The 18,791-nt window shown below is 40.3% G+C and carries 16 protein-coding genes and 2 pseudogenes; 13 read left to right on the forward strand and 5 right to left on the reverse strand.

The genetic code is table 11. From position 1 onward, the window contains the following. The first annotated feature begins 24 nt into the window (after positions 1-24). From K429_RS0124230 to K429_RS30480, 7 genes and pseudogenes are all read left to right on the forward strand, one after another. Entirely contained in the window at positions 25-1,164 is a 1,140-nt protein-coding gene (locus K429_RS0124230; protein WP_029328398.1) for a DegT/DnrJ/EryC1/StrS aminotransferase family protein, read from the forward strand. Between the two features lie 140 nt (positions 1,165-1,304). Further along, a complete protein-coding gene (locus tag K429_RS0124235) occupies positions 1,305-2,561 on the forward strand; it encodes an AAA family ATPase (protein WP_029328399.1) in 1,257 nt (418 codons plus the stop codon). An 85-nt stretch (positions 2,562-2,646) separates the two neighbouring features. Beyond that, positions 2,647-3,141: a hypothetical protein gene (locus tag K429_RS0124240; protein ID WP_155923475.1), complete on the forward strand. Its 495-nt coding sequence runs from the start codon at positions 2,647-2,649 to the stop codon at positions 3,139-3,141. Positions 3,142-3,240: 99 nt separating this feature from the next. Continuing rightward, a pseudogene (locus tag K429_RS31345) lies at positions 3,241-3,424 on the forward strand (hypothetical protein); the annotation flags it as partial. Between the two features lie 450 nt (positions 3,425-3,874). Next, positions 3,875-5,440 (forward strand): annotated as a pseudogene (locus K429_RS29130) (ATP-binding protein). A gap of 162 nt (positions 5,441-5,602) precedes the next feature. Further along, positions 5,603-6,112 carry an HU family DNA-binding protein gene (locus tag K429_RS0124255; RefSeq protein WP_007218046.1) on the forward strand — a complete coding sequence of 170 codons (510 nt, stop codon included), beginning with the start codon at positions 5,603-5,605 and terminating at the stop codon, positions 6,110-6,112. 34 nt (positions 6,113-6,146) lie between these two features. Beyond that, the gene (locus K429_RS30480) at positions 6,147-6,245 is read left to right on the forward strand and encodes a smalltalk protein (protein WP_149950450.1); all 99 of its coding nucleotides are present in this window, start codon (positions 6,147-6,149) and stop codon (positions 6,243-6,245) included. A gap of 71 nt (positions 6,246-6,316) precedes the next feature. On the opposite strand, the gene K429_RS0124265 is transcribed toward K429_RS30480, so the two are convergent. Further along, a complete protein-coding gene (locus K429_RS0124265; RefSeq protein WP_007218048.1) occupies positions 6,317-6,856 on the reverse strand; it encodes a glutathione peroxidase in 540 nt (179 codons plus the stop codon). A gap of 119 nt (positions 6,857-6,975) precedes the next feature. On the opposite strand from K429_RS0124265, the gene araJ reads away from it, so the two are divergent. The 3 genes from araJ to K429_RS0124280 are packed head-to-tail and all read left to right on the forward strand — an operon-like array spanning position 6,976 to position 9,017. After that, positions 6,976-8,118, forward strand: a complete 1,143-nt coding sequence (gene araJ / locus K429_RS0124270; RefSeq protein ID WP_029328402.1) for an MFS transporter AraJ — start codon at positions 6,976-6,978, stop codon at positions 8,116-8,118. Positions 8,119-8,176: 58 nt separating this feature from the next. Then, complete coding sequence (locus K429_RS0124275; protein WP_029328403.1) at positions 8,177-8,593, forward strand: hypothetical protein; 417 nt, start codon at positions 8,177-8,179, stop codon at positions 8,591-8,593. 16 nt (positions 8,594-8,609) lie between these two features. Continuing rightward, entirely contained in the window at positions 8,610-9,017 is a 408-nt protein-coding gene (locus K429_RS0124280; RefSeq protein ID WP_007213796.1) for a hypothetical protein, read from the forward strand. A 62-nt stretch (positions 9,018-9,079) separates the two neighbouring features. Here K429_RS0124280 and K429_RS0124285 read toward each other — a convergent pair whose 3' ends face one another. Continuing rightward, a complete protein-coding gene (locus K429_RS0124285; RefSeq protein WP_007213797.1) occupies positions 9,080-9,991 on the reverse strand; it encodes an RluA family pseudouridine synthase in 912 nt (303 codons plus the stop codon). 40 nt (positions 9,992-10,031) lie between these two features. Further along, positions 10,032-11,462 (reverse strand): 23S rRNA (uracil(1939)-C(5))-methyltransferase RlmD, encoded by a 1,431-nt coding sequence (rlmD, locus tag K429_RS0124290; RefSeq protein ID WP_029328405.1) that lies wholly within the window; start codon positions 11,460-11,462, stop codon positions 10,032-10,034. A 200-nt stretch (positions 11,463-11,662) separates the two neighbouring features. On the opposite strand from rlmD, the gene ppdK reads away from it, so the two are divergent. Both ppdK and K429_RS0124300 read left to right on the forward strand, forming a co-directional pair. Beyond that, positions 11,663-14,389, forward strand: a complete 2,727-nt coding sequence (gene ppdK, locus K429_RS0124295) for a pyruvate, phosphate dikinase (RefSeq protein ID WP_029328406.1) — start codon at positions 11,663-11,665, stop codon at positions 14,387-14,389. 166 nt (positions 14,390-14,555) lie between these two features. Beyond that, positions 14,556-15,440 (forward strand): sensor histidine kinase KdpD, encoded by an 885-nt coding sequence (locus tag K429_RS0124300; RefSeq protein WP_007218054.1) that lies wholly within the window; start codon positions 14,556-14,558, stop codon positions 15,438-15,440. 20 nt (positions 15,441-15,460) lie between these two features. On the opposite strand, the gene K429_RS0124305 is transcribed toward K429_RS0124300, so the two are convergent. Together K429_RS0124305 and K429_RS0124310 are read right to left on the reverse strand one after the other, a co-directional pair. Continuing rightward, on the reverse strand, positions 15,461-16,069 hold the full coding sequence (locus K429_RS0124305) for a thiamine phosphate synthase (RefSeq protein ID WP_007213801.1): 609 nt from the start codon (positions 16,067-16,069) through the stop codon (positions 15,461-15,463). A gap of 160 nt (positions 16,070-16,229) precedes the next feature. After that, positions 16,230-16,850, reverse strand: a complete 621-nt coding sequence (locus K429_RS0124310) for a superoxide dismutase (protein ID WP_074435178.1) — start codon at positions 16,848-16,850, stop codon at positions 16,230-16,232. 205 nt (positions 16,851-17,055) lie between these two features. Between K429_RS0124310 and K429_RS0124315 the strand changes: the two genes are divergently transcribed. Further along, on the forward strand, positions 17,056-18,759 hold the full coding sequence (locus K429_RS0124315; protein ID WP_029328408.1) for a tetratricopeptide repeat protein: 1,704 nt from the start codon (positions 17,056-17,058) through the stop codon (positions 18,757-18,759). Positions 18,760-18,791 lie beyond the last annotated feature (32 nt).

Here is an 18,791-nt window from a genome sequence, read left to right on the forward strand (position 1 = left end):
ATCGTTTTTTAATCAAATACTTCAATGGACAAGAGAATTTATCTTTGCCTTGCTCACATGAGCGGCAAGGAGCAGGCTTTTATAAAGGAAGCTTTCGATACTAACTGGGTTGTTCCTTTGGGCCCCAACGTGAATGCTTTCGAAGATGAATTGAAACATTTTGTAGGACAGGATAAGGAAGTTGTTGCTTTATCTGCGGGTACGGCAGCCATCCATCTGGGATTAATCCAACTTGGTGTAGGAGCCGGTGACGAGGTTATCTGCCAGTCGTTTACGTTCTGCGCGTCAGCCAATCCTGTAGCTTACCAGGGAGCTAAACCTGTGTTTGTCGACAGTGAGGAGGATACCTGGAATATGGACCCTGTTTTGCTGGAAGAAGCCATCAAAGACAGAATCTTGAAGACGGGTAAGAAACCGAAAGCTATTCTTCCTGTTCATCTTTACGGTATGCCTGCCAGGATTGATGAGATTTGCGCGATAGCCGCTAAATATGAAATCCCTGTGCTGGAGGATGCTGCGGAAGCTTTAGGTTCTGAGTTTAATGGCCGGAAGTGCGGTACTTTCGGTACCTTTGGCGTGTTGTCTTTTAACGGTAATAAGATGATCACTACTTCGGGTGGCGGGGCTTTGATCGTTCCTGATGAAAGCACCAAGAAGCAGACGATGTTTTATGCTACGCAGGCTCGTGAACCTTTCCCTCATTACCAGCATGAAAAGATCGGTTACAATTATCGTATGAGCAATATTTGTGCGGGTATCGGTCGTGGTCAGATGACTGTATTGGATGAGCATATTGCGCATCACCGCCATGTACATGCTCTTTACGAGAATGCTTTTGAAGGTGTGGATGGTATAACGTTGAAATCTAATCCTGATGGTCGCTTCAACGCTAATTACTGGCTGTCTACTATTCTGATAGATCCAGTGAAGACCGGTACTAATTATGATGAGGTCCGGTGTAAACTGGATGAGCGGGGAATTGAGACTCGTCCCTTGTGGAAACCTATGCATTTGCAGCCTGTCTATGCAACTAATCCTTGTTATGTGAATGGTGTTTCTGAGCGTTTGTTTAATATGGGTTTATGCATTCCTGCTGGTCCTTGGGTGACGGATGAAGATGTGGCTTATATTGTAGAGCAAATAAAAAAGTGCTATAAGAGATGATTTTTTTCAAAAGCACTTTGAACCCCGAAACTTCAATAACTGAAAGTTTCGGGGTTTTCTTTTTAAAATAGAAAGATGGATTTTAGGATATTTGGAGTGGAATTTGTTTCTTTGCAAGAGATAAATATGAATGTGATAGTATGAGTCGGTTGATTGTAAAAAATATAGGGCCTATCAAGAGTGTGGATATAGAGCTTAAAAAAGTAAATGTATTCATGGGACCACAAAGTTGTGGTAAAAGTACATTGGCGAAGATTATAAGTTTCTGCACTTGGATGGAAAAGACAAATGCATTTGAAGAGAAGATGGCATGGAAAGATGCTTATAAGCGTTTGCAGTCGTATCACAAATTGTCCGGTTCTTATTTTAATGAAGACTCGTTGATATATTATGCCGGTGAAAATTTGACATATGTTTATAATTGGAAAGAAAAAGAAGAAATCCCGGTGTTATATGATGAATATTATACGGAACATTATATTGAGAAAGAGTATTTCTTTCTATCTCTTGATAAGAAAATAAATCCTAAAGTTATTTATATTCCTGCGGAACGTAATTTTGTTTCTGTAGTTCCTAATTTGCGCAATTATGCAGAAGATAATGATAATCTTTTGGATTTTATAAAAAATTGGTATGATGCTAAACGCAAATATCCGGTTGACCACAAGATGAAGGTCTTGAATATGGGAATAGAATATTATTTAGGAGATGGTGATACAGACGTGTTGCAAATGGAAAATGGTAAGAAATTAACTTTGCGTACTGCGTCTAGCGGGTTACAGTCAATTGTCCCTTTGTTACTACTAATAGATTGGCTCTCAAAAGGGATATATGAAGAGGAAAAACCTTACTCTTATGCTGAAAGTGAGAAGATTACCCAATTGTTAGAAGGATTGCAGACTGGTAATAACCGAACTTCGGATGAATTGGAAGAATTGAAAAGACGTCTGGCAGGTTTTATAAAAGGAAAGGTGTATACTCATACGCAGTTCATAATTGAAGAGCCTGAACAAAACTTATTTCCAGAAGCGCAACGTGATCTTTTATTTTACTTACTTACTGCTATTAATCATGGAAGAAATCATCGTTTAGTTATTACTACTCATAGTCCTTATATTCTATATGCATTGAATAATTGTTTAATGGCTTATGCTGTGAAGAATAAAATGTCGAAAGAGGAGTATCAGGAGCTTGACTGTAAAGAAGTCGTATTGGATTCTAAAGAAGTTGCTGTATGGGAAATTGAAAATGGAATGATGCGAGCGGATATTCACAGTGTGAATGGTACGATTCAAGACAAAGATGGGCTGATTCGAGCCAACTATTTTAATAGAATTATGCAAGGAATTATGAGCGATTTTAATAATATGCTTAATTATTGTGAGGAAGATGAATAGTTTATTTTCACACATAAATAACTTTAGTTCTGACTTATACATAGTTGACTATACTGAATACTCAAAGACACATAATACACCATTTATGGGTGTAACTATATCCGATGTCAAGCCTGATTTGATTGAAGCCTTTTATTTGAAAAATAAACATGGCGTTTTTTTTGACGCTATAAACTTTGAAGAAAATAAGGCGGCTTTGAGAAACAAGGATGGCAAAGTCGTAAAACAGTGTGAATGCATGTGCGTCTCTTCCAAAGCGAAAAATAAAGGGTGGCTATTTCTGCTGGAGTTAAAATATTGTTTGAAGAAAAATGTAGCAATAAATACTAATAATGCATTAAAACAATTGGAAGATACCCATCTTTTCTTTAAAGATGAGATGAAGATCATAGATTCCGGACGTTATCGTATATATTGGATAATTTCTATACCGGATCATAGTAATATAGCTCCTTTTGACGCATTTGTTATGAACCAGGATCAAAAAATAGAATATAAAAAAAAGTGGGGAGTTATTATTATAGGAGAAAATGAAGTAGAGATATTAAATGAAGGGTATTTGAGGGGGGCTAAGAGGTAATCCATTGTATGTACTAGTTTTTTTCCGTTAGCGTCCAAAAATGACGTATATGGATATAAAAGACCGACCTTTGCTTTCGTTAAATCAAAAGCAAAGTTTATGTATAGTTACAATGATTTTGAGCGTCTTTTTTTTGCGCTATAAATTGGAATGCCTCCCCTCTGGTGTTTCGATTGAGAAATTCTGTATTTCCAATAAAGTTCCTTATAACCCGTTTGTAAAATGGTACAAGGATACCCGAAAGAAGATAATTCCTGTTCAGGTTTTGGGTGCTCCCGATACTAACTGGGTTGTTCCTTTGGGTCCCAATGTGAATGCTTTCGAAGATGAACTGAAACATTTTGTAGGACAGGATAAGGAAGTTGTTGGGTGACGGATGAAGATGTGGCTTATATTGTATAGCAATTAAAGGTATGTTGTAAAGGATGATAGGCTTGTTATTTGAGATTTAATGTAAGTGGTCTATATATGGAGAATCCCTGAAGCTCATAATAAAAGTGAGTTTCAGGGATTTTTTCTTTAGAAACCAAGTATTGTAGCTGATGGTGTATATTCGAAATGTTAGCAGTCCTGTGAATAATTGAAGTCTCGTTTTGGTTATCAAACGGAAGTTTATATCTTTGCCTTAGTCAGAGATATAGTAATGGAAACAAAAGTGAGTAATTAAACTATTGTAATCGTATGTGAATGTCTTAGCGAGGATCTTATTAGATAAAGATTAATATAGAGTATGATGGAACAGCTTCGTAATTTGCCGATAGGGATACAAACATTTGAAGATATCCGTAAGGGAAGTTTTTTGTATGTAGACAAGACAGATATGATCTATCAGATAGTTCATGCCGGGAAGCCTTATTTTTTGAGTCGTCCCCGCCGTTTTGGCAAGAGTTTGCTTATATCTACTTTTGAAGCGTATTTTCAAGGTCGTAAGGAGTTGTTCGAAGGGCTCGCTATTGAAAAGTTGGAGAAAGAGTGGATCGAATATCCAGTGTTGCATTTGGACTTGAATGCAGAGAAGTATGATTCTGCTTCTCGCTTGGAATCTATGCTTGCCCGACATCTGAATCTGTGGGAAGATGTTTGGGGACGGGAAGAACGTGAGGTGACACTTTCTGATCGTTTTATAGGTATTATTCGCCGTGCCTATGAGCAAACTGGTAAGCAAGTGGTTGTTCTGATCGATGAATATGATAAACCTTTGCTACAGGCTCTTTTAGATGATGGCTTATTGGAAGAATATCGATGTATTCTTAAATCTTTTTATGGTGTATTGAAGAGTGCCGACCGTTATCTTCGTTTCGTATTTCTAGCAGGCGTTACAAAGTTTGCCCAGGTAAGTGTGTTCAGTGATCTGAATCAGCTGAATGATATTAGTATAGATTATGCTTACAATACACTGTGTGGTATTACTAAAGAAGAATTAGTGGCTACTTTTACTCCTGAGATAGAGAAGTTAAGTCATTTCCTTGGATGCTCGTTCCACGAGCTTTTATCTCGTATGGAGAGGCAATATGACGGCTATCATTTCTGTGAGGATACCAGAGTAGGATTATTCAATCCTTTCAGCATACTGAATGCATTCCAGAAGTTGAAGTTGGGCAATTATTGGTTCCAAACGGGTACCCCTACCTATCTGGTAGATTTGTTAAAGCAAAGTGATTATGATCTTCGCTTATTGATAGACGGTATTGAAACGACCTTCCCCGCTTTTTCGGAATATCGCGCAGAAGTCAACAATCCGCTCCCTATGATTTATCAGAGTGGATATCTCACAATAAAGGATTATGATAGTGAGGTGGAACTTTATACGTTGAAGTTCCCTAATGATGAAGTTCGTTATGGTTTCCTGAATTTTTTAGTACCATATTATACCAAAGTCTCAGATGATGAGACCGGTTTTCATATTGCTAAGTTCATGCGTGAACTTCGTACGGGAGAAGTGGATGAGTTTATGAAACGTCTGAAAGTTTTCTTTACCGGTATTCCTTACGATTTGAGTGACGATACCGAACGTCATTATCAGGCTATCTTTTATATAGTATTCACCTTGATTGGGCAATTTGTGGAGACGGAAGTCCGTAGTTCTCATGGTCGTGCTGATGCTGTGGTGAAGACGCAAGATGCTGTTTATATATTTGAGTTCAAACTGAATGGCACAGCTGAAGAAGCCTTGAAGTAGATTGATGGCAAAGGTTATCTGATTCCTTATCAGCTGGATAATAAACAGTTGGTGAAAATAGGGGTGAACTTCAGTAAGAAGACGCGGAATATTGATGAATATATAGTGGTCGGTGTTTGATTTATGATCTGATTCATTGTTACTTATAACTTTTCTCAGAAAAACTGCTCTCACTGCCCCTTTTCCTTCTTTTATTAGAGATTTAATCCTCACCTTTGCATCGTTGATCAACGAAACGAGTGAATTAAAAACGGAATTTAAATCTCTAAATGAAAAAGTAGAATGAGTGTAATTTTTAGAACGGTGGAGAGACCGTCTGACCCTCGGGTTGAGAATTCTCCCAAAAAGTATTTCCCGCAATTAGTAACTTTAGGACAAAGTGTGAATCTGGCATTTATTGCCCAAAAGATGCAGGATCGTTCATCGCTGTCTATCGGTGATATCAGAAGTGTAGTACAGAATTTTGTAGAGAAATTGAAAGAACAGTTGCTGGAAGGTAAGACGGTGAATATTGCCGGGTTGGGCGTATTTATGCTGGCTGCCAAGTCGAAAGGATCGGATAAGGCGGAGGATATTACAGCCAAGAGCGTGGATAGTGTCCGTATCTGCTTTCAAGCCAATAAGGAGTTGAAGATAACCAAGACTGCTACCCGTGCCGGTGAAAAGTTGGATCTGGTCAGCTTGGACGATTATCTGAAGGGCCTATCGAATGTTCCTACGGGAGGTGGTTCGGATAGTGGTTCGGGAGGTGACTCGGGCGACGGAGGACTGGATGAGAACCCTCTCGGTTAACGAAAACTAATAATTAAAGCTAAAGAAGATCTTTATGAAGAAAACGAGTTGGAATATGATATTAAAAGTGATTATTGCCGTAGTTACTGCCATTGCAGGTGTAATTGGAGTACAGGCAATGACGCAAGTATAAGGGCTGTTTAAAATAAGCCGGGAGTGCAAAACAAATGTACTCCCGGCTATTTTTTTTAGTAGACTGGAAAGCTACTTTTCAATCCATTTCACTATTTCCTCCGATAATGGATTGGTACTTGAACCATAGGAAGCTACCCATTTCCCGTTTTCATCAATCAGGAATTTATGGAAATTCCAACCGACTTTTGCGTCTTGCACACCATTTTCGCTCTTCTGGGTTAACCATTTATACAAAGGAGCAATGTCTTTTCCCTTTACAGAGATTTTAGCCATCATAGGAAAGGTTACTCCATAATTCAATGTACAAAATTCTTTGATTTCTTCATTACTGCCCGGCTCCTGACTTAGGAAATTATTAGCAGGAAAGCCGATTATTACAAAATTATCCTTTCCATACTTCTCATATAACTCTTCGAGCTTAGCGTATTGCGGAGTAAATCCACATTTGGAAGCGACATTAACTACCAGTACTTTTTTGCCCTTAAAGGTGGAAAGTGATATATCTTCTCCATCAATGGTCTTGACTGTAAAGTCGTAGAAACTCTTTTGCTGTGCCTGAGCAGCTATTGCCATCATTGCCATAAAAATACTTATAATAATTGTTTTCATCTTTATATTCTGTTTATCTATAAAAACAAAATGGAGACTTAAATAGTTTATCATTGAAATAAAAAAAAAACTACCTTTGCGCCCCGGTAAAAGATTAGTTTTTTGTAGGTAAAATAGGTATGAAGAAGAGTCTTATCGCATTAGCATTCGGCACCTTGGGATTAGGGATTGCCGAATTTGTCATGATGGGCATCTTGCCCGATGTGGCTAAAGATTTAGGTATCAGTATTCCTGTTGCGGGACATTTTATTTCCGCATACGCTTTGGGAGTTTGTGTAGGTGCACCTGTATTGATCTTAGCTCGTAAGCATCCATTAAAACATATCTTATTGGCATTGGTTACTTTGATGATGGTAGGAAATACCTGTGCGGCACTGGCACCTAACTACTGGGTGTTATTGCTGGCACGCTTTATCTCCGGACTTCCTCATGGTGCATATTTCGGAGTGGCCTCTATTGTGGCGGAAAAGTTGGCTGATAAAGGAAAAGGTTCCGAGGCTGTATCGATAATGATAGCGGGGATGACCATAGCCAATCTGTTCGGAGTTCCACTGGGTACTTCTTTGAGTAATTCCATTTCCTGGCGTGTCACTTTCTTATTGGTGGGTTGCTGGGGTGTGATTATACTTTATTATATCTGGCGTTGGGTGCCTCATGTGGAAGGGTTGAAAGATACTGGATTTAAGGGGCAATTCCGATTCCTGAAAACACCGGCTCCCTGGCTGATTTTGGGTGCAACGGCTTTAGGAAACGGAGGTGTTTTCTGCTGGTATAGTTATATCAATCCGTTGCTGACGGAGGTGTCCGGATTTACTGCGGAAAGCATTACCGCGCTGATGGTATTGGCGGGCTTTGGTATGGTGGTAGGTAATCTGGTTAGCGGACGGCTTTCCGACCGTTATACTCCCGAGAAAGTGGGGACTACTGTGCAGGCTATGATCTGTATTGTATTGCTGTTGATATTCTTCCTGTCTCCTTATCCGTGGTTATCTGCATTGTTGATGTGTCTGTGTACGGCCGGTCTGTTTGCGGTTTCCAGTCCGGAACAGGTGCTGATAATCCGTGTGGCAAAAGGGGGAGAGATGCTGGGAGCAGCCTGTGTACAGGTAGCATTCAATCTCGGAAATGCTATTGGAGCCTATGTGGGAGGATTAGCCATTAGTGGTGGATACCGTTATCCGGCACTGGCTGGAGTGCCTTTCGCTATGGTAGGTTTTATCCTGTTTCTGACCTTCTACAAGAAATATCAGGCGAAATATTAAAACATTTCAATATCTTTTCGTATTTTTGTCCGCAAGTATTAACTAAACGAAACGAATTATGAAAACTTTGAATGTTGGAAAAATATTACTGCTATGTGCTTTTGTTATAGGATTGGCGTCTTGTGGAGATGATGTATATTATACAATGGAGAATGATGATAAGAAGCTATGCGACAGGACTTGGATAGATGAATATGAAACGGAGGAGGGCTTACCCTGTACTTATCAGCTTCGATTCTACAAGGATAATCAAGGGCAGGAAGTCACAACAACGTACGATGCCGGTGGAAAGGTAATAATTGACAGAGGATTTACTTGGCGCTGGACCGATGGAAGTAAGGAAGCCTTGAGGCTGACTTTTAATGATGGGAAAGTTAAGTACTTCGAAAATGTATGGGTACGTGATCATTACCTCAGTGGTAAAATGGATGGAAAGATTGTAATGATGACGGATGCCAGCTATACGCAGAATTAATTAATAACTGAATAAAATGAAAAAATATCTATATATTATATTTGCATGGGCACTGACTATGAGCCTGACATCTTGTGAGGATGATGATCAGTATAGTATAGAATCAGTAATCATAGGACGTGCATGGACAGGAGATGTCGGCATGAATGCAGAAAACGGGGAGCCGATTTTTAGCACGTTTACTTTTGGAGGTGATGGATTTGGTGAAGAATATCAGTATTACTCATATGATGGAAAACTGTATGATCATTTCCGTTTTCAATGGATGTGGGAAGATGGATATAACAATAACCTTGTATTAGATTATGGTAGGGCAGGTATTTCATATATGGATGATGTTTTCGTAACTGGAAACAGATTTAGGGGTACATTCCATTTGTCAGCTGATAGTCCGGGATTTGATTTTGTACTTGAGATGGAGTAATTGCCAAAGTATATAAATAAAACAGGTCACTTCGAAAGAGTGACCTGTTTTTGTGTTATTCATTATTTCTTCAAAAATAACTTCTTGAATTCATTCGGATAAGGCGTTTCAAACTTCATCAACTCTCCCGTAACCGGATGGTAGAAACAAAGCTTGAAGGCATGAAGCGCCAAGCGTCCAATGGGGTTTACGTCTTCTATTCCGTAGCGGCCATCACCAATAATAGGATGCCCTAAGTCCTGCATGTGCACACGAATTTGGTTCTTACGACCGGTCTCAAGATCCAACTCTACAAGGGAATAACCATTGGCACGCTTAATTGTGCGATAGTGTGTGATTGCTTTCTGCCCTCCGTCATCTGTTGGACTGGAATAAACATAAAGCGTACGATCTGTAAGCCAGGATATGACACAACCCGCATTCTTTTCCATTTCTCCTGTGACTACGGCTACATAGCGACGGTCGGTTACAATCTCATGCCAGTTGTCACGCAATGTGCGCTGCGTTTTTTCATCCTTTGCAAACATCATCAGTCCGGAAGTGTCACGATCGAGGCGATGAACGATGTACACGTTGCTACCACGTCCATTAGAGCGCTGAACATATTCATTTAGAATATGGTATGCTGTACGTTCCTTCTGACGTTCACTGCTGACTGATAGCAGGCCTTGCATCTTTTCCACCACTATGATATATGCATCCTCATATACAATCTTCAGCAGGTTGTTATGGAATTCTTTCTTGCCTTTATCACGACTGATTTGTACTTTCATACCCGGTTTTAACGGGAAATTATATTGAGTGGTGATCACACTGTCTACGAATACCACTCGCTTGCTGAGCAATGATTTTAGTTTGGTACGGCTGGCATCCGGCATCTTGGCTGCCAGAAACTCCATAAGTTCCATCGGTTCGTTTACTGTGTAGTCCGTATATTGGGTGCGGGCTCGCGCTACTATTTTTCCTTTTGCCACGTTGATAGTGATTAATGGTTAGTGATTAGTGATAAAATTCTCAGTCTTCATTTCTTAATTCCAGAAGCACTACGTTTTCTACGTGGTGGGTGTGGGGGAACATATCTACCGGTTGTATGGCTTTTACTTTATATTTTACGTCGAGCAGTTGCAGGTCGCGTGCCTGTGTGGCAGGATTGCAGCTTACATATACGATACGTTTCGGTTCGGCAAACAGGATAACATCTACCACATCCTGATGCATTCCTGCACGCGGAGGATCGGTAATGATAACATCCGGGCGCCCATATTGATTGATGAAATCCTGGGTCAGCATGTCTTTCATATCACCGGCAAAGAATAATGTATTCTTAATTCCGTTGATTTCTGCATTTACCTTTGCATCTTCGATAGCTTCGGGTACATATTCGATACCAATAACCTGGCGGGCTTGTTTGGAAACAAAGTTGGCAATGGTTCCTGTGCCTGTATAAAGGTCGTAAACCAATTCTTTACCGGTCAGTCCGGCGAAGTTGCGTGCTATCTTATAAAGATTGTATGCTTGTTCGGAGTTTGTTTGATAGAATGATTTAGGACCTATTTTGAAGCGTAATCCTTCCATCTCTTCGAAGATGTGATCTTTCCCCTTGAAAGTGTACACATCCAGGTCGGTAATGGTATCATTACGTTTATTATTAATAATGTATAGGAGAGAGGTGATTTCAGGGAATGTATCTGCTACATATTGTAGGAGTTGCTTGAATAATCTCAATTCTTCTACCTCTTCTTCTATTTTAGCTATGAGGATAACCATTAATTCTCCGGTAGTAGATGTGCGGATGATCATGTTACGCAACATGCCTTCCTGTGTGCGGAGGTTGATGAAAGAATAATTGTGTTCGTATGCATAATCACGTACGGCATTGCGGATACGGTTGGATATGTCATCTTGCAACCAGCACTTCTCTATAGCCAGTACTTTATCGAAAGCGTTGGGGATATGGAAACCTACGGCATTCATCTGTTCGTATACCACATTCTGTTTTATTTCTTCTTCCGTCAACCAACGTTTGTTAGAAAAAGTGTACTCCAGTTTATTTCTGTAGAATTGTGTTTTCTCGGAACCGAGGATCGGAGAAATTTCCGGAAGTTCGATTTTTCCGATGCGGGTAAGGTTGTCCGTTACTTGTTTTTGCTTGTACTTGATTTGCTCAGAATAGGGAAGAACTTGCCATTTGCAACCGCCACATACGCCATAATGTTGGCAAAATGGGACAGCTCTTTCACGAGAATATTCGTGGAACTTCACTGCTACAGCTTCAGCATAATGATGCTTTTTTCTCTTAATTTGCAGGTCTACTACATCTCCGGGAACGACATAAGGTACGAAAATAACCAAATCATTAACCTTTGCGATGGCTTTTCCTTCGGCAGCCACATCCGTTATTGTCACTTTCTCCAGTAGAGGAAGCTCTTTTCTATTTCTTGCCACTTTTACACCAGTCTAATAAATTATTCTGCAAAAATAGACATTTTTTCGGGAATTCTCTCTATGAAGTGAAATATTAAAGATTGCAATGTCGAAATTGCATTTTGATAGAAAGTTTTTTCTCAAAAAGTTTTCTAGTATGCGAAATATACTTAGATTTGCGAACAGAAAAAAATCACAATTGAGAAACTTAAATTTATATTATGGACAAGAAAAGAGTTTATACCTTTGGTAACGGTCAGGCAGAAGGAAAGGCTGACATGAAAAATCTTTTGGGGGGTAAAGGCGCCAACCTTGCCGAGATGAACCTTATTGGGGTTCCGGTTCCTCCCGGTTTTACAATCACGACTGAGGTTTGTACCGAATATAATGAGATGGGGCAGGAAAAAGTGGTTGCTCTGTTGAAAGGCGAAGTAGAAAGCGCCATAGCAAGAGTGGAAGAATTGATGTCTTCTAAGTTCGGTGATATAGAAAATCCCTTACTGGTTTCGGTACGTTCCGGTGCTCGCGCTTCCATGCCGGGTATGATGGACACAATCCTTAATCTGGGTTTGAACGATGAAGTGGTAGAAGGATTGACACGTAAAACTGGCAATGCTCGTTTTGCATGGGACTCTTACCGTCGTTTCGTACAGATGTATGGTGACGTGGTATTGGGTATGAAACCGACTAATAAGGAGGATATCGATCCGTTCGAAGCTATCATTGAAGAAGTGAAGCATGCGAAAGGTGTGAAGCTGGATAACGAATTGGAAGTGGAAGACCTCAAAGAATTGGTGAAGAAGTTTAAAGCTGCCGTGAAGGAGCAAACCGGAAAAGATTTCCCGGCTTGTGCTTATGAGCAGTTGTGGGGTGCTGTTTGCGCAGTATTTAACTCCTGGATGAACGAACGTGCTATTCTGTATCGTAAGATGGAAAGTATACCCGATGAGTGGGGTACAGCTGTCAACGTACAGGCAATGGTATTCGGCAATATGGGCGAAACTTCAGCTACAGGTGTTTGTTTCAGCCGCGATGCCGGTACGGGTGAAGACTTGTTTAATGGTGAATACCTGATCAATGCACAGGGTGAAGACGTTGTGGCAGGTATCCGTACTCCGCAACAAATTACAAAGGTCGGTTCGCAACGCTGGGCAGAACTTGCAGGCGTCAGCGAAGAAGAGCGTGCAGCCAAATATCCGTCCATGGAAGAGGCTATGCCGGAAATCTACAAGGAGCTGGATATGTTGCAAACTAAACTGGAAAACCACTATAAGGATATGCAGGATATGGAGTTTACCGTTCAGGAAGGTAAGCTTTGGTTCCTTCAGACGCGTAATGGTAAACGTACCGGTGCAGCTATGGTAAAGATTGCAATGGATTTGCTGCATCAGGGCATGATTGATGAAAAAACAGCTTTGATGCGCTGTGAGCCCAATAAATTGGATGAATTGCTTCATCCTGTATTTGATAAGACTGCTTTGAAACAAGCTAAAGTTCTGACTCGCGGTCTTCCTGCATCTCCGGGTGCTGCTACTGGACAAATTGTGTTCTTTGCAGATGATGCTGCAGAATGGCATGCTGCCGGTAAGCGTATTATAATGGTACGTATCGAAACTTCTCCCGAAGACTTGGCCGGTATGGCAGTTGCAGAGGGTATTCTTACTGCCCGTGGTGGTATGACGTCTCATGCAGCAGTAGTGGCCCGCGGTATGGGTAAGTGTTGTGTGTCGGGGGCCGGTGCTTTGAATATTGACTATAAGGCTCGTACGGTAGAAATAGATGGTGTTCTGCTGAAAGAAGGCGATTATATTTCATTGAATGGTAGTACAGGTGTGGTTTATAAAGGCCAGGTAGAAACGAAGGCTGCTGAACTTTCAGGAGATTTCGCAGAACTGATGGATCTAGCTGATAAGTATACGAAACTCCAGGTTCGTACCAATGCAGATACTCCTCATGATGCTGCTGTGGCTCGTAACTTTGGTGCTATTGGTATCGGTCTTTGCCGCACGGAACACATGTTCTTTGAAGGTGAAAAGATTAAGGCTATGCGTGAGATGATTCTTGCGGAAGATGCAGAAGGACGTCGCAAAGCGTTGGCTAAGATATTGCCCTACCAGCAAGCTGACTTTAAGGGGATCTTCCAGGCTATGGAAGGTTGTCCGGTAACAGTTCGTCTGCTTGATCCTCCTTTGCATGAGTTCGTTCCCCACGATCTGAAAGGTCAGCAGGAAATGGCGGATGCTATGGGTGTTAGCCTGCACTATATCCAGCAACGTGTAGAATCGCTTTGCGAACATAACCCGATGTTGGGACACCGTGGATGTCGTTTGGGTAATACATATCCTGAGATTACTCAGATGCAGACGCGTGCCATTCTTGGTGCTGCTTTGGAACTGAAGAAGGAAGGCGTGGAAACACATCCGGAAATCATGGTTCCGCTGACTGGTATCTTGTATGAGTTTAAAGAACAGGAAAAGGTGATTCGTGAAGAAGCTGCTGCACTTTTCGCTGAAGTGGGTGACAGTATTGACTTTAAGGTGGGTACAATGATTGAAATACCTCGTGCTGCCTTGACTGCCGACCGTATTGCTTCTTCTGCTGAGTTCTTCTCATTCGGTACGAATGACTTGACACAGATGACATTCGGTTATTCACGTGACGATATTGCTTCCTTCCTCCCGGTTTATCTGGAAAAGAAAATCTTGAAAGTAGACCCGTTCCAGGTTCTCGACCAGAACGGTGTGGGACAGCTGGTGCGTATGGCTACTGAAAAAGGTCGGGCTATCCGTCCGGATTTGAAGTGCGGCATCTGTGGTGAACATGGTGGTGAGCCTTCTTCTGTGAAGTTCTGCCATAAAGTTGGTTTGAATTATGTGAGCTGTTCTCCGTTCAGAGTGCCTATAGCACGGTTAGCAGCGGCTCAGGCGGCTATTGAAGATTTGAAGTAAAATACTCTAAAATCTTATATTTATAGGCTGTAAACCTTTTTTAAATAGGTTTACAGCCTATCTTTTTGGAAAAACATGTATCTAATAATCAAATATTTGTTTTTTCTTTATTATCTTTGCCATCACTTAAACTGTCTGATTACCTAATATTTTAATCACCAACTTTATGAATCTGGATTTTTCTACATTATATGCTCTTTGGGCTACTGATTTTTTTCAGAAGAATGAAATACTGCTGCTTTGTTTTGGGGTTATTATTTTATTGCTTCTGGTTATTATGATTGTTGTGTCCATCAATAAAACCAAGCGTTTGAAAACATTGCAGCAACTGAATGAAGTGGCAGAGGAAAGCAATCAATTGAAGAATGCCTTTATTGCCAATATGACGCATGAAATACGTACGCCGCTCAATGCTATCGTAGGATTTACAAATGTGCTTGCCGAAACTGATAATTTAAGTAGAGAAGAGCGGATGATTTTTCTGAAAGAAATTAATGATAATAAAAACTTCCTGGTTCAGATGATCAATGATTTATTGGATTTTTCGAAAATAGAGGCCAATACAATGGAATATAAAGATGGAGATGTGGATGTAAATGCATTGATTCAGGAAATATGTGCTGCGGAGAATGCACATCCCAGACCATCGGGTATTCAGATCGAGTTTGTAGAGAAACTGCCTCAATGTCGTTTAATGATTGATCGGGTACGTTTTGCGCAGGTGATTAATAATCTGGTAAAGAATGCATTGAAGTTTACAGAACAAGGTAGTGTCAGAATTGGATACCGTCGTCTGAGTAATGATAGTTTTTACTTTTACGTAGCTGATACAGGTTGCGGTATTGATGAAGAAAGCCGCCGTGCTATTTTTGAGCGCTTTGTAAAGATGAACTATAATATTCGTGGTACAGGTTTAGGTCTTTCCATCACAAAATCCATTGTAGAGCACTATGGTGGTGGCATTGGTGTAGAGTCGAAAAAAGGAGAGGGATCTACTTTCTACTTTACTTTACCTGCCAGTGCAGAGTATAGGGAATATGGGAAATTTTAATATAGATGTTTTTTAACTTTTCAGTCCGCCATTTCTTTTAGTTTCTTAAAGTGGCGGATTACGCCCAGATAATCCCGGTCTGTACAGACATTAAATTTGTTCCATAAATCACCGAGTACTACCGCACCTCCGAATCCAAAATCTTTTATTTCCAGAATATTGTCGGGAGTAATTCCACCTAAAGCCATGACTTTAGTATCGATGATTCTTTCTTTTCCTGCCGCACGCAATTCTTCGGGTGTGTAGCCGGAAAGAATTCCTTCCTTGGATATGCAGTCATAAACGGGACTCATGAATACATAGTCGTAAAAATGTTTTTTACTTTTTACTTCTTCTACAGAATGGCAGGTATAACTGACATGCCCTGAATAGTCATGCGGTTCATGCGGATTGCGCGTATTTAAGTGAATGCCCATGAGGTCGAATTCTTCTTTTAGATAAAAGTGTTCATGAGTGACGATACGCCTGTGATATTTTTCTGGTATCAACGTTAAGAGTCGCTCGGAATACATTGCAGGTGTTTCCGGTTTTCGCAGATGTAGAATATCCAACCCCTCTTCAAAGAGTGCCGTGATAATCTTGTCTTCTTCCACAAAAAATGTGGGTGCTGTGACTACAATGAGCTTCATTTCTTTTGATAAACGTTTATGTTAGCAAAGTTAATGATAAAAGCTTTCAGTAGCCAACGTTTTTCTTTAAAATATGTTAGATAGGATATGCAAAACGCACCTTTGGGACTGATAATTCCCGCAGGTGCGTTTTTTTGAAAAAGAGTTTATGATGTTGTTGTTATTTCATCCGGCTGCCTACTACATTCCAATCAATGATACCCCAAAGAGCATTTACATGATCGGCACGGCGATTTTGGTAATCGAGATAGTAGGAGTGTTCCCAAACATCAAAGCCTAGCAAGGGGGTAAATCCTGAACGTACAGGGTTACTGCCATTGGCTTCTTTGGTAATATGTAATTTACCATTTTTATCTACTGATAACCAAGCCCAACCTGATCCGAACAATCCTACAGCGGCAGCTGTGAATTCTTTCTTGAAGTTGTCAAAGCTTCCAAAGTCGCGTTTGATGGCTTCTGCTAATTTTCCTGTAGGCTCGCTTTGAGCGGGTTTCGGGGAAAATTGCAGGAAGTAGAGGGTATGATTTAATACTTGTCCGGCATTATTGAAAATTGCTCCATCCGGTGCAGTGGCTACTATAGTCACTAGATCTTTGTTTTCATACTCTGTACCCGGTACCAGGTTATTGAGGTTATTTACGTATGTCTGTAAGTGTTTACCATAGTGAAAATCTATGGTTTGCTGACTGATTACAGGTTCCAATGCATTATTTGCATACGGAAGTTTCGGCATTTCGTGAGTCATAATTATAAGCATTAAAGATGTTAATAACGTATTCATAATTTGTCTTGAATTATGGTTTTGTTAATATAACGTTTGGTATCTTATAAATGTTCTCTCAGATTCTATTAATTTTTCCAAAGTAAAATATAGTTTGTCACGGAAAACCGTGAGAAATAGGCATATATGAGTGAAAAAGTCGTGAAAAGAGTTGTTTTGGTGAAAATAATATGTATTTTTAGAGACTTTTTATGAATTTGGTATTATGAATAGAACATATTTGTTGGATGAGATAACTAAAATCCGTCGGGTTATTATTGAAAAGAGTGGAAAGTTTACTTTAAAAGAGTGCGAAAGCATTGCTGCTGCTTTGGAGGTGGATAATGTTTCATTGGTGGCTATGCTGGAGGCAATCAGGAAAGATCTGTTCCCTCAGAAGTTTGTTTTAAACTTGAAAGATGCAGAACGCTTTCAACTTTTGCGGTCTACCCTTCAGAAGAATGTGGAACATGTTATTCTAAAGAAAATAGCTCCGGAGCTGGCTGTACTTGCTGAAAACTTCAAGAAGCCTCAGGCAGATAGTGAGGTGTGCCAACAGGCTATCAACAAGCTGCGTATTCAAATAAAACCTTATGCAGAAAAGGTGCCTAAATTGGTGAAGTACCTGAATGAATATGCTGATTTATGTGAGGCGAATTTCCTGAATGTACTTAGACTGAAAGTGCTTCGAATCAATTTACGTTTCTTGCCTTTATTGAAAGAAGCGAATAATTTGTTTGATACTTGTGACAATACTTCCGATAAAGAATTGTATTGGAAGATGGCTGAACAGTTGTATTTGAATTTTCCATCACTGTTTAAGGAGGAAGTTTATTACTTTAGTATTATTCGGGGTATTTTAGATGCATTTTATAGAAAGTCAGGGCAAGAGACTATTCTACTGGATATTCCAGCGGAAATATCATTGATTGAGGAAGGTCAACCAGAGGAAGTAGAGGCTATTGAGGAAAAACCGGAAGAAGTCCTTGAAGAGATAGAAGAGAAAAATACTGAGATTGCGGATGAATTGGTTGAACCGGCAATAGAACAAGCGGAACCGGAGATCGAACAAGTAGAACCGGAAATAGAATCGGCAGAGAGTGAACCTGCTGAAGTTGTTTCCGAACCTACTGAAGCAAAACCGGAACTTGTTGAAGCAAAATCAGAACCTACTGAGGATAAACTAGAACTTGCAGAAGCAGATGTAAAACAGGTTGAACCGGAAGTTGTACAGGCTGAACCGGAAATGAAGCAAAGTGAGCCGGTTGTTGTTGAATCAAATCAACCGGAAATAAAATCGCCAGAGCCTGAAGTGAAGCAGCCGGATCCGGAAAGAAAAGAAGAAGCCCCTGCTATTCAAAAGAAATCCAGAAAATCTCTATATATAGTAGGTGGCTGTATATTTCTGATCTTGGTTTTGATCTGTTTGTATTTTGTGTTTGCATCCAAACCTAAGCCAGTTGTTGCACCTCCGGCTGTGGTTACTGACACTATTACTGTGGTGCAGGATACCACGACTGTGGCGCCTGTTGCTACTCCTGAGGAAACTCCGGTTAAGGCTGTAGGGCAGCAAAAGCAGCCTAAAGTTGAAGAACAACCTCAACCTAAAGCCCAGCCGGAGGCAAAGACTCCTGTTAATGAACCTCAACAACAGGCCGAACCTGAGAAAACAGAGAAAAAAGCTCAGACTAACTCTTTGGAAGCAGCTCGGGAAGCAACGCAGAATGGTGATTACAAGAAAGCATTCGATATTTATAAATCTTTAGCCAATGCCGGAAATGCAGAAGCACAATATTGTCTGGGTATCATGTATGAAACAGGAAAAGGCGTTGATATTGATATCTTCGAAGCTGTTATGTGGTACCGGAAAGCTAAAGCGAAAGGCTTTTCAATGGCCGAGCGTAAGCTGTTGGAGCTAGGTTACAATTAGAAATTAAATTCTTATTTATTTACTATAAAAAC

It is taken from the genome of Bacteroides sp. 14(A) (assembly GCF_000526555.1).
Lineage (GTDB): Bacteria > Bacteroidota > Bacteroidia > Bacteroidales > Bacteroidaceae > Bacteroides > Bacteroides cellulosilyticus.

Coding starts and splice junctions, on each gene's coding strand:
- K429_RS0124300 (WP_007218054.1), top strand. CDS start 14,556: ATGAATCTGGATTTTTCTACATTATATGCTCTTTGGGCTACTGATTTT.
- araJ (WP_029328402.1), top strand. CDS start 6,976: ATGAAGAAGAGTCTTATCGCATTAGCATTCGGCACCTTGGGATTAGGG.
- K429_RS0124275 (WP_029328403.1), top strand. CDS start 8,177: ATGAAAACTTTGAATGTTGGAAAAATATTACTGCTATGTGCTTTTGTT.
- K429_RS0124230 (WP_029328398.1), top strand. CDS start 25: ATGGACAAGAGAATTTATCTTTGCCTTGCTCACATGAGCGGCAAGGAG.
- K429_RS0124235 (WP_029328399.1), top strand. CDS start 1,305: ATGAGTCGGTTGATTGTAAAAAATATAGGGCCTATCAAGAGTGTGGAT.
- K429_RS0124255 (WP_007218046.1), top strand. CDS start 5,603: ATGAGTGTAATTTTTAGAACGGTGGAGAGACCGTCTGACCCTCGGGTT.
- K429_RS0124265 (WP_007218048.1), bottom strand. CDS start 6,856: ATGAAAACAATTATTATAAGTATTTTTATGGCAATGATGGCAATAGCT.
- K429_RS0124305 (WP_007213801.1), bottom strand. CDS start 16,069: ATGAAGCTCATTGTAGTCACAGCACCCACATTTTTTGTGGAAGAAGAC.
- K429_RS0124310 (WP_074435178.1), bottom strand. CDS start 16,850: ATGAATACGTTATTAACATCTTTAATGCTTATAATTATGACTCACGAA.
- K429_RS0124280 (WP_007213796.1), top strand. CDS start 8,610: ATGAAAAAATATCTATATATTATATTTGCATGGGCACTGACTATGAGC.
- K429_RS30480 (WP_149950450.1), top strand. CDS start 6,147: ATGAAGAAAACGAGTTGGAATATGATATTAAAAGTGATTATTGCCGTA.
- K429_RS0124240 (WP_155923475.1), top strand. CDS start 2,647: ATGGGTGTAACTATATCCGATGTCAAGCCTGATTTGATTGAAGCCTTT.
- ppdK (WP_029328406.1), top strand. CDS start 11,663: ATGGACAAGAAAAGAGTTTATACCTTTGGTAACGGTCAGGCAGAAGGA.
- K429_RS0124315 (WP_029328408.1), top strand. CDS start 17,056: ATGAATAGAACATATTTGTTGGATGAGATAACTAAAATCCGTCGGGTT.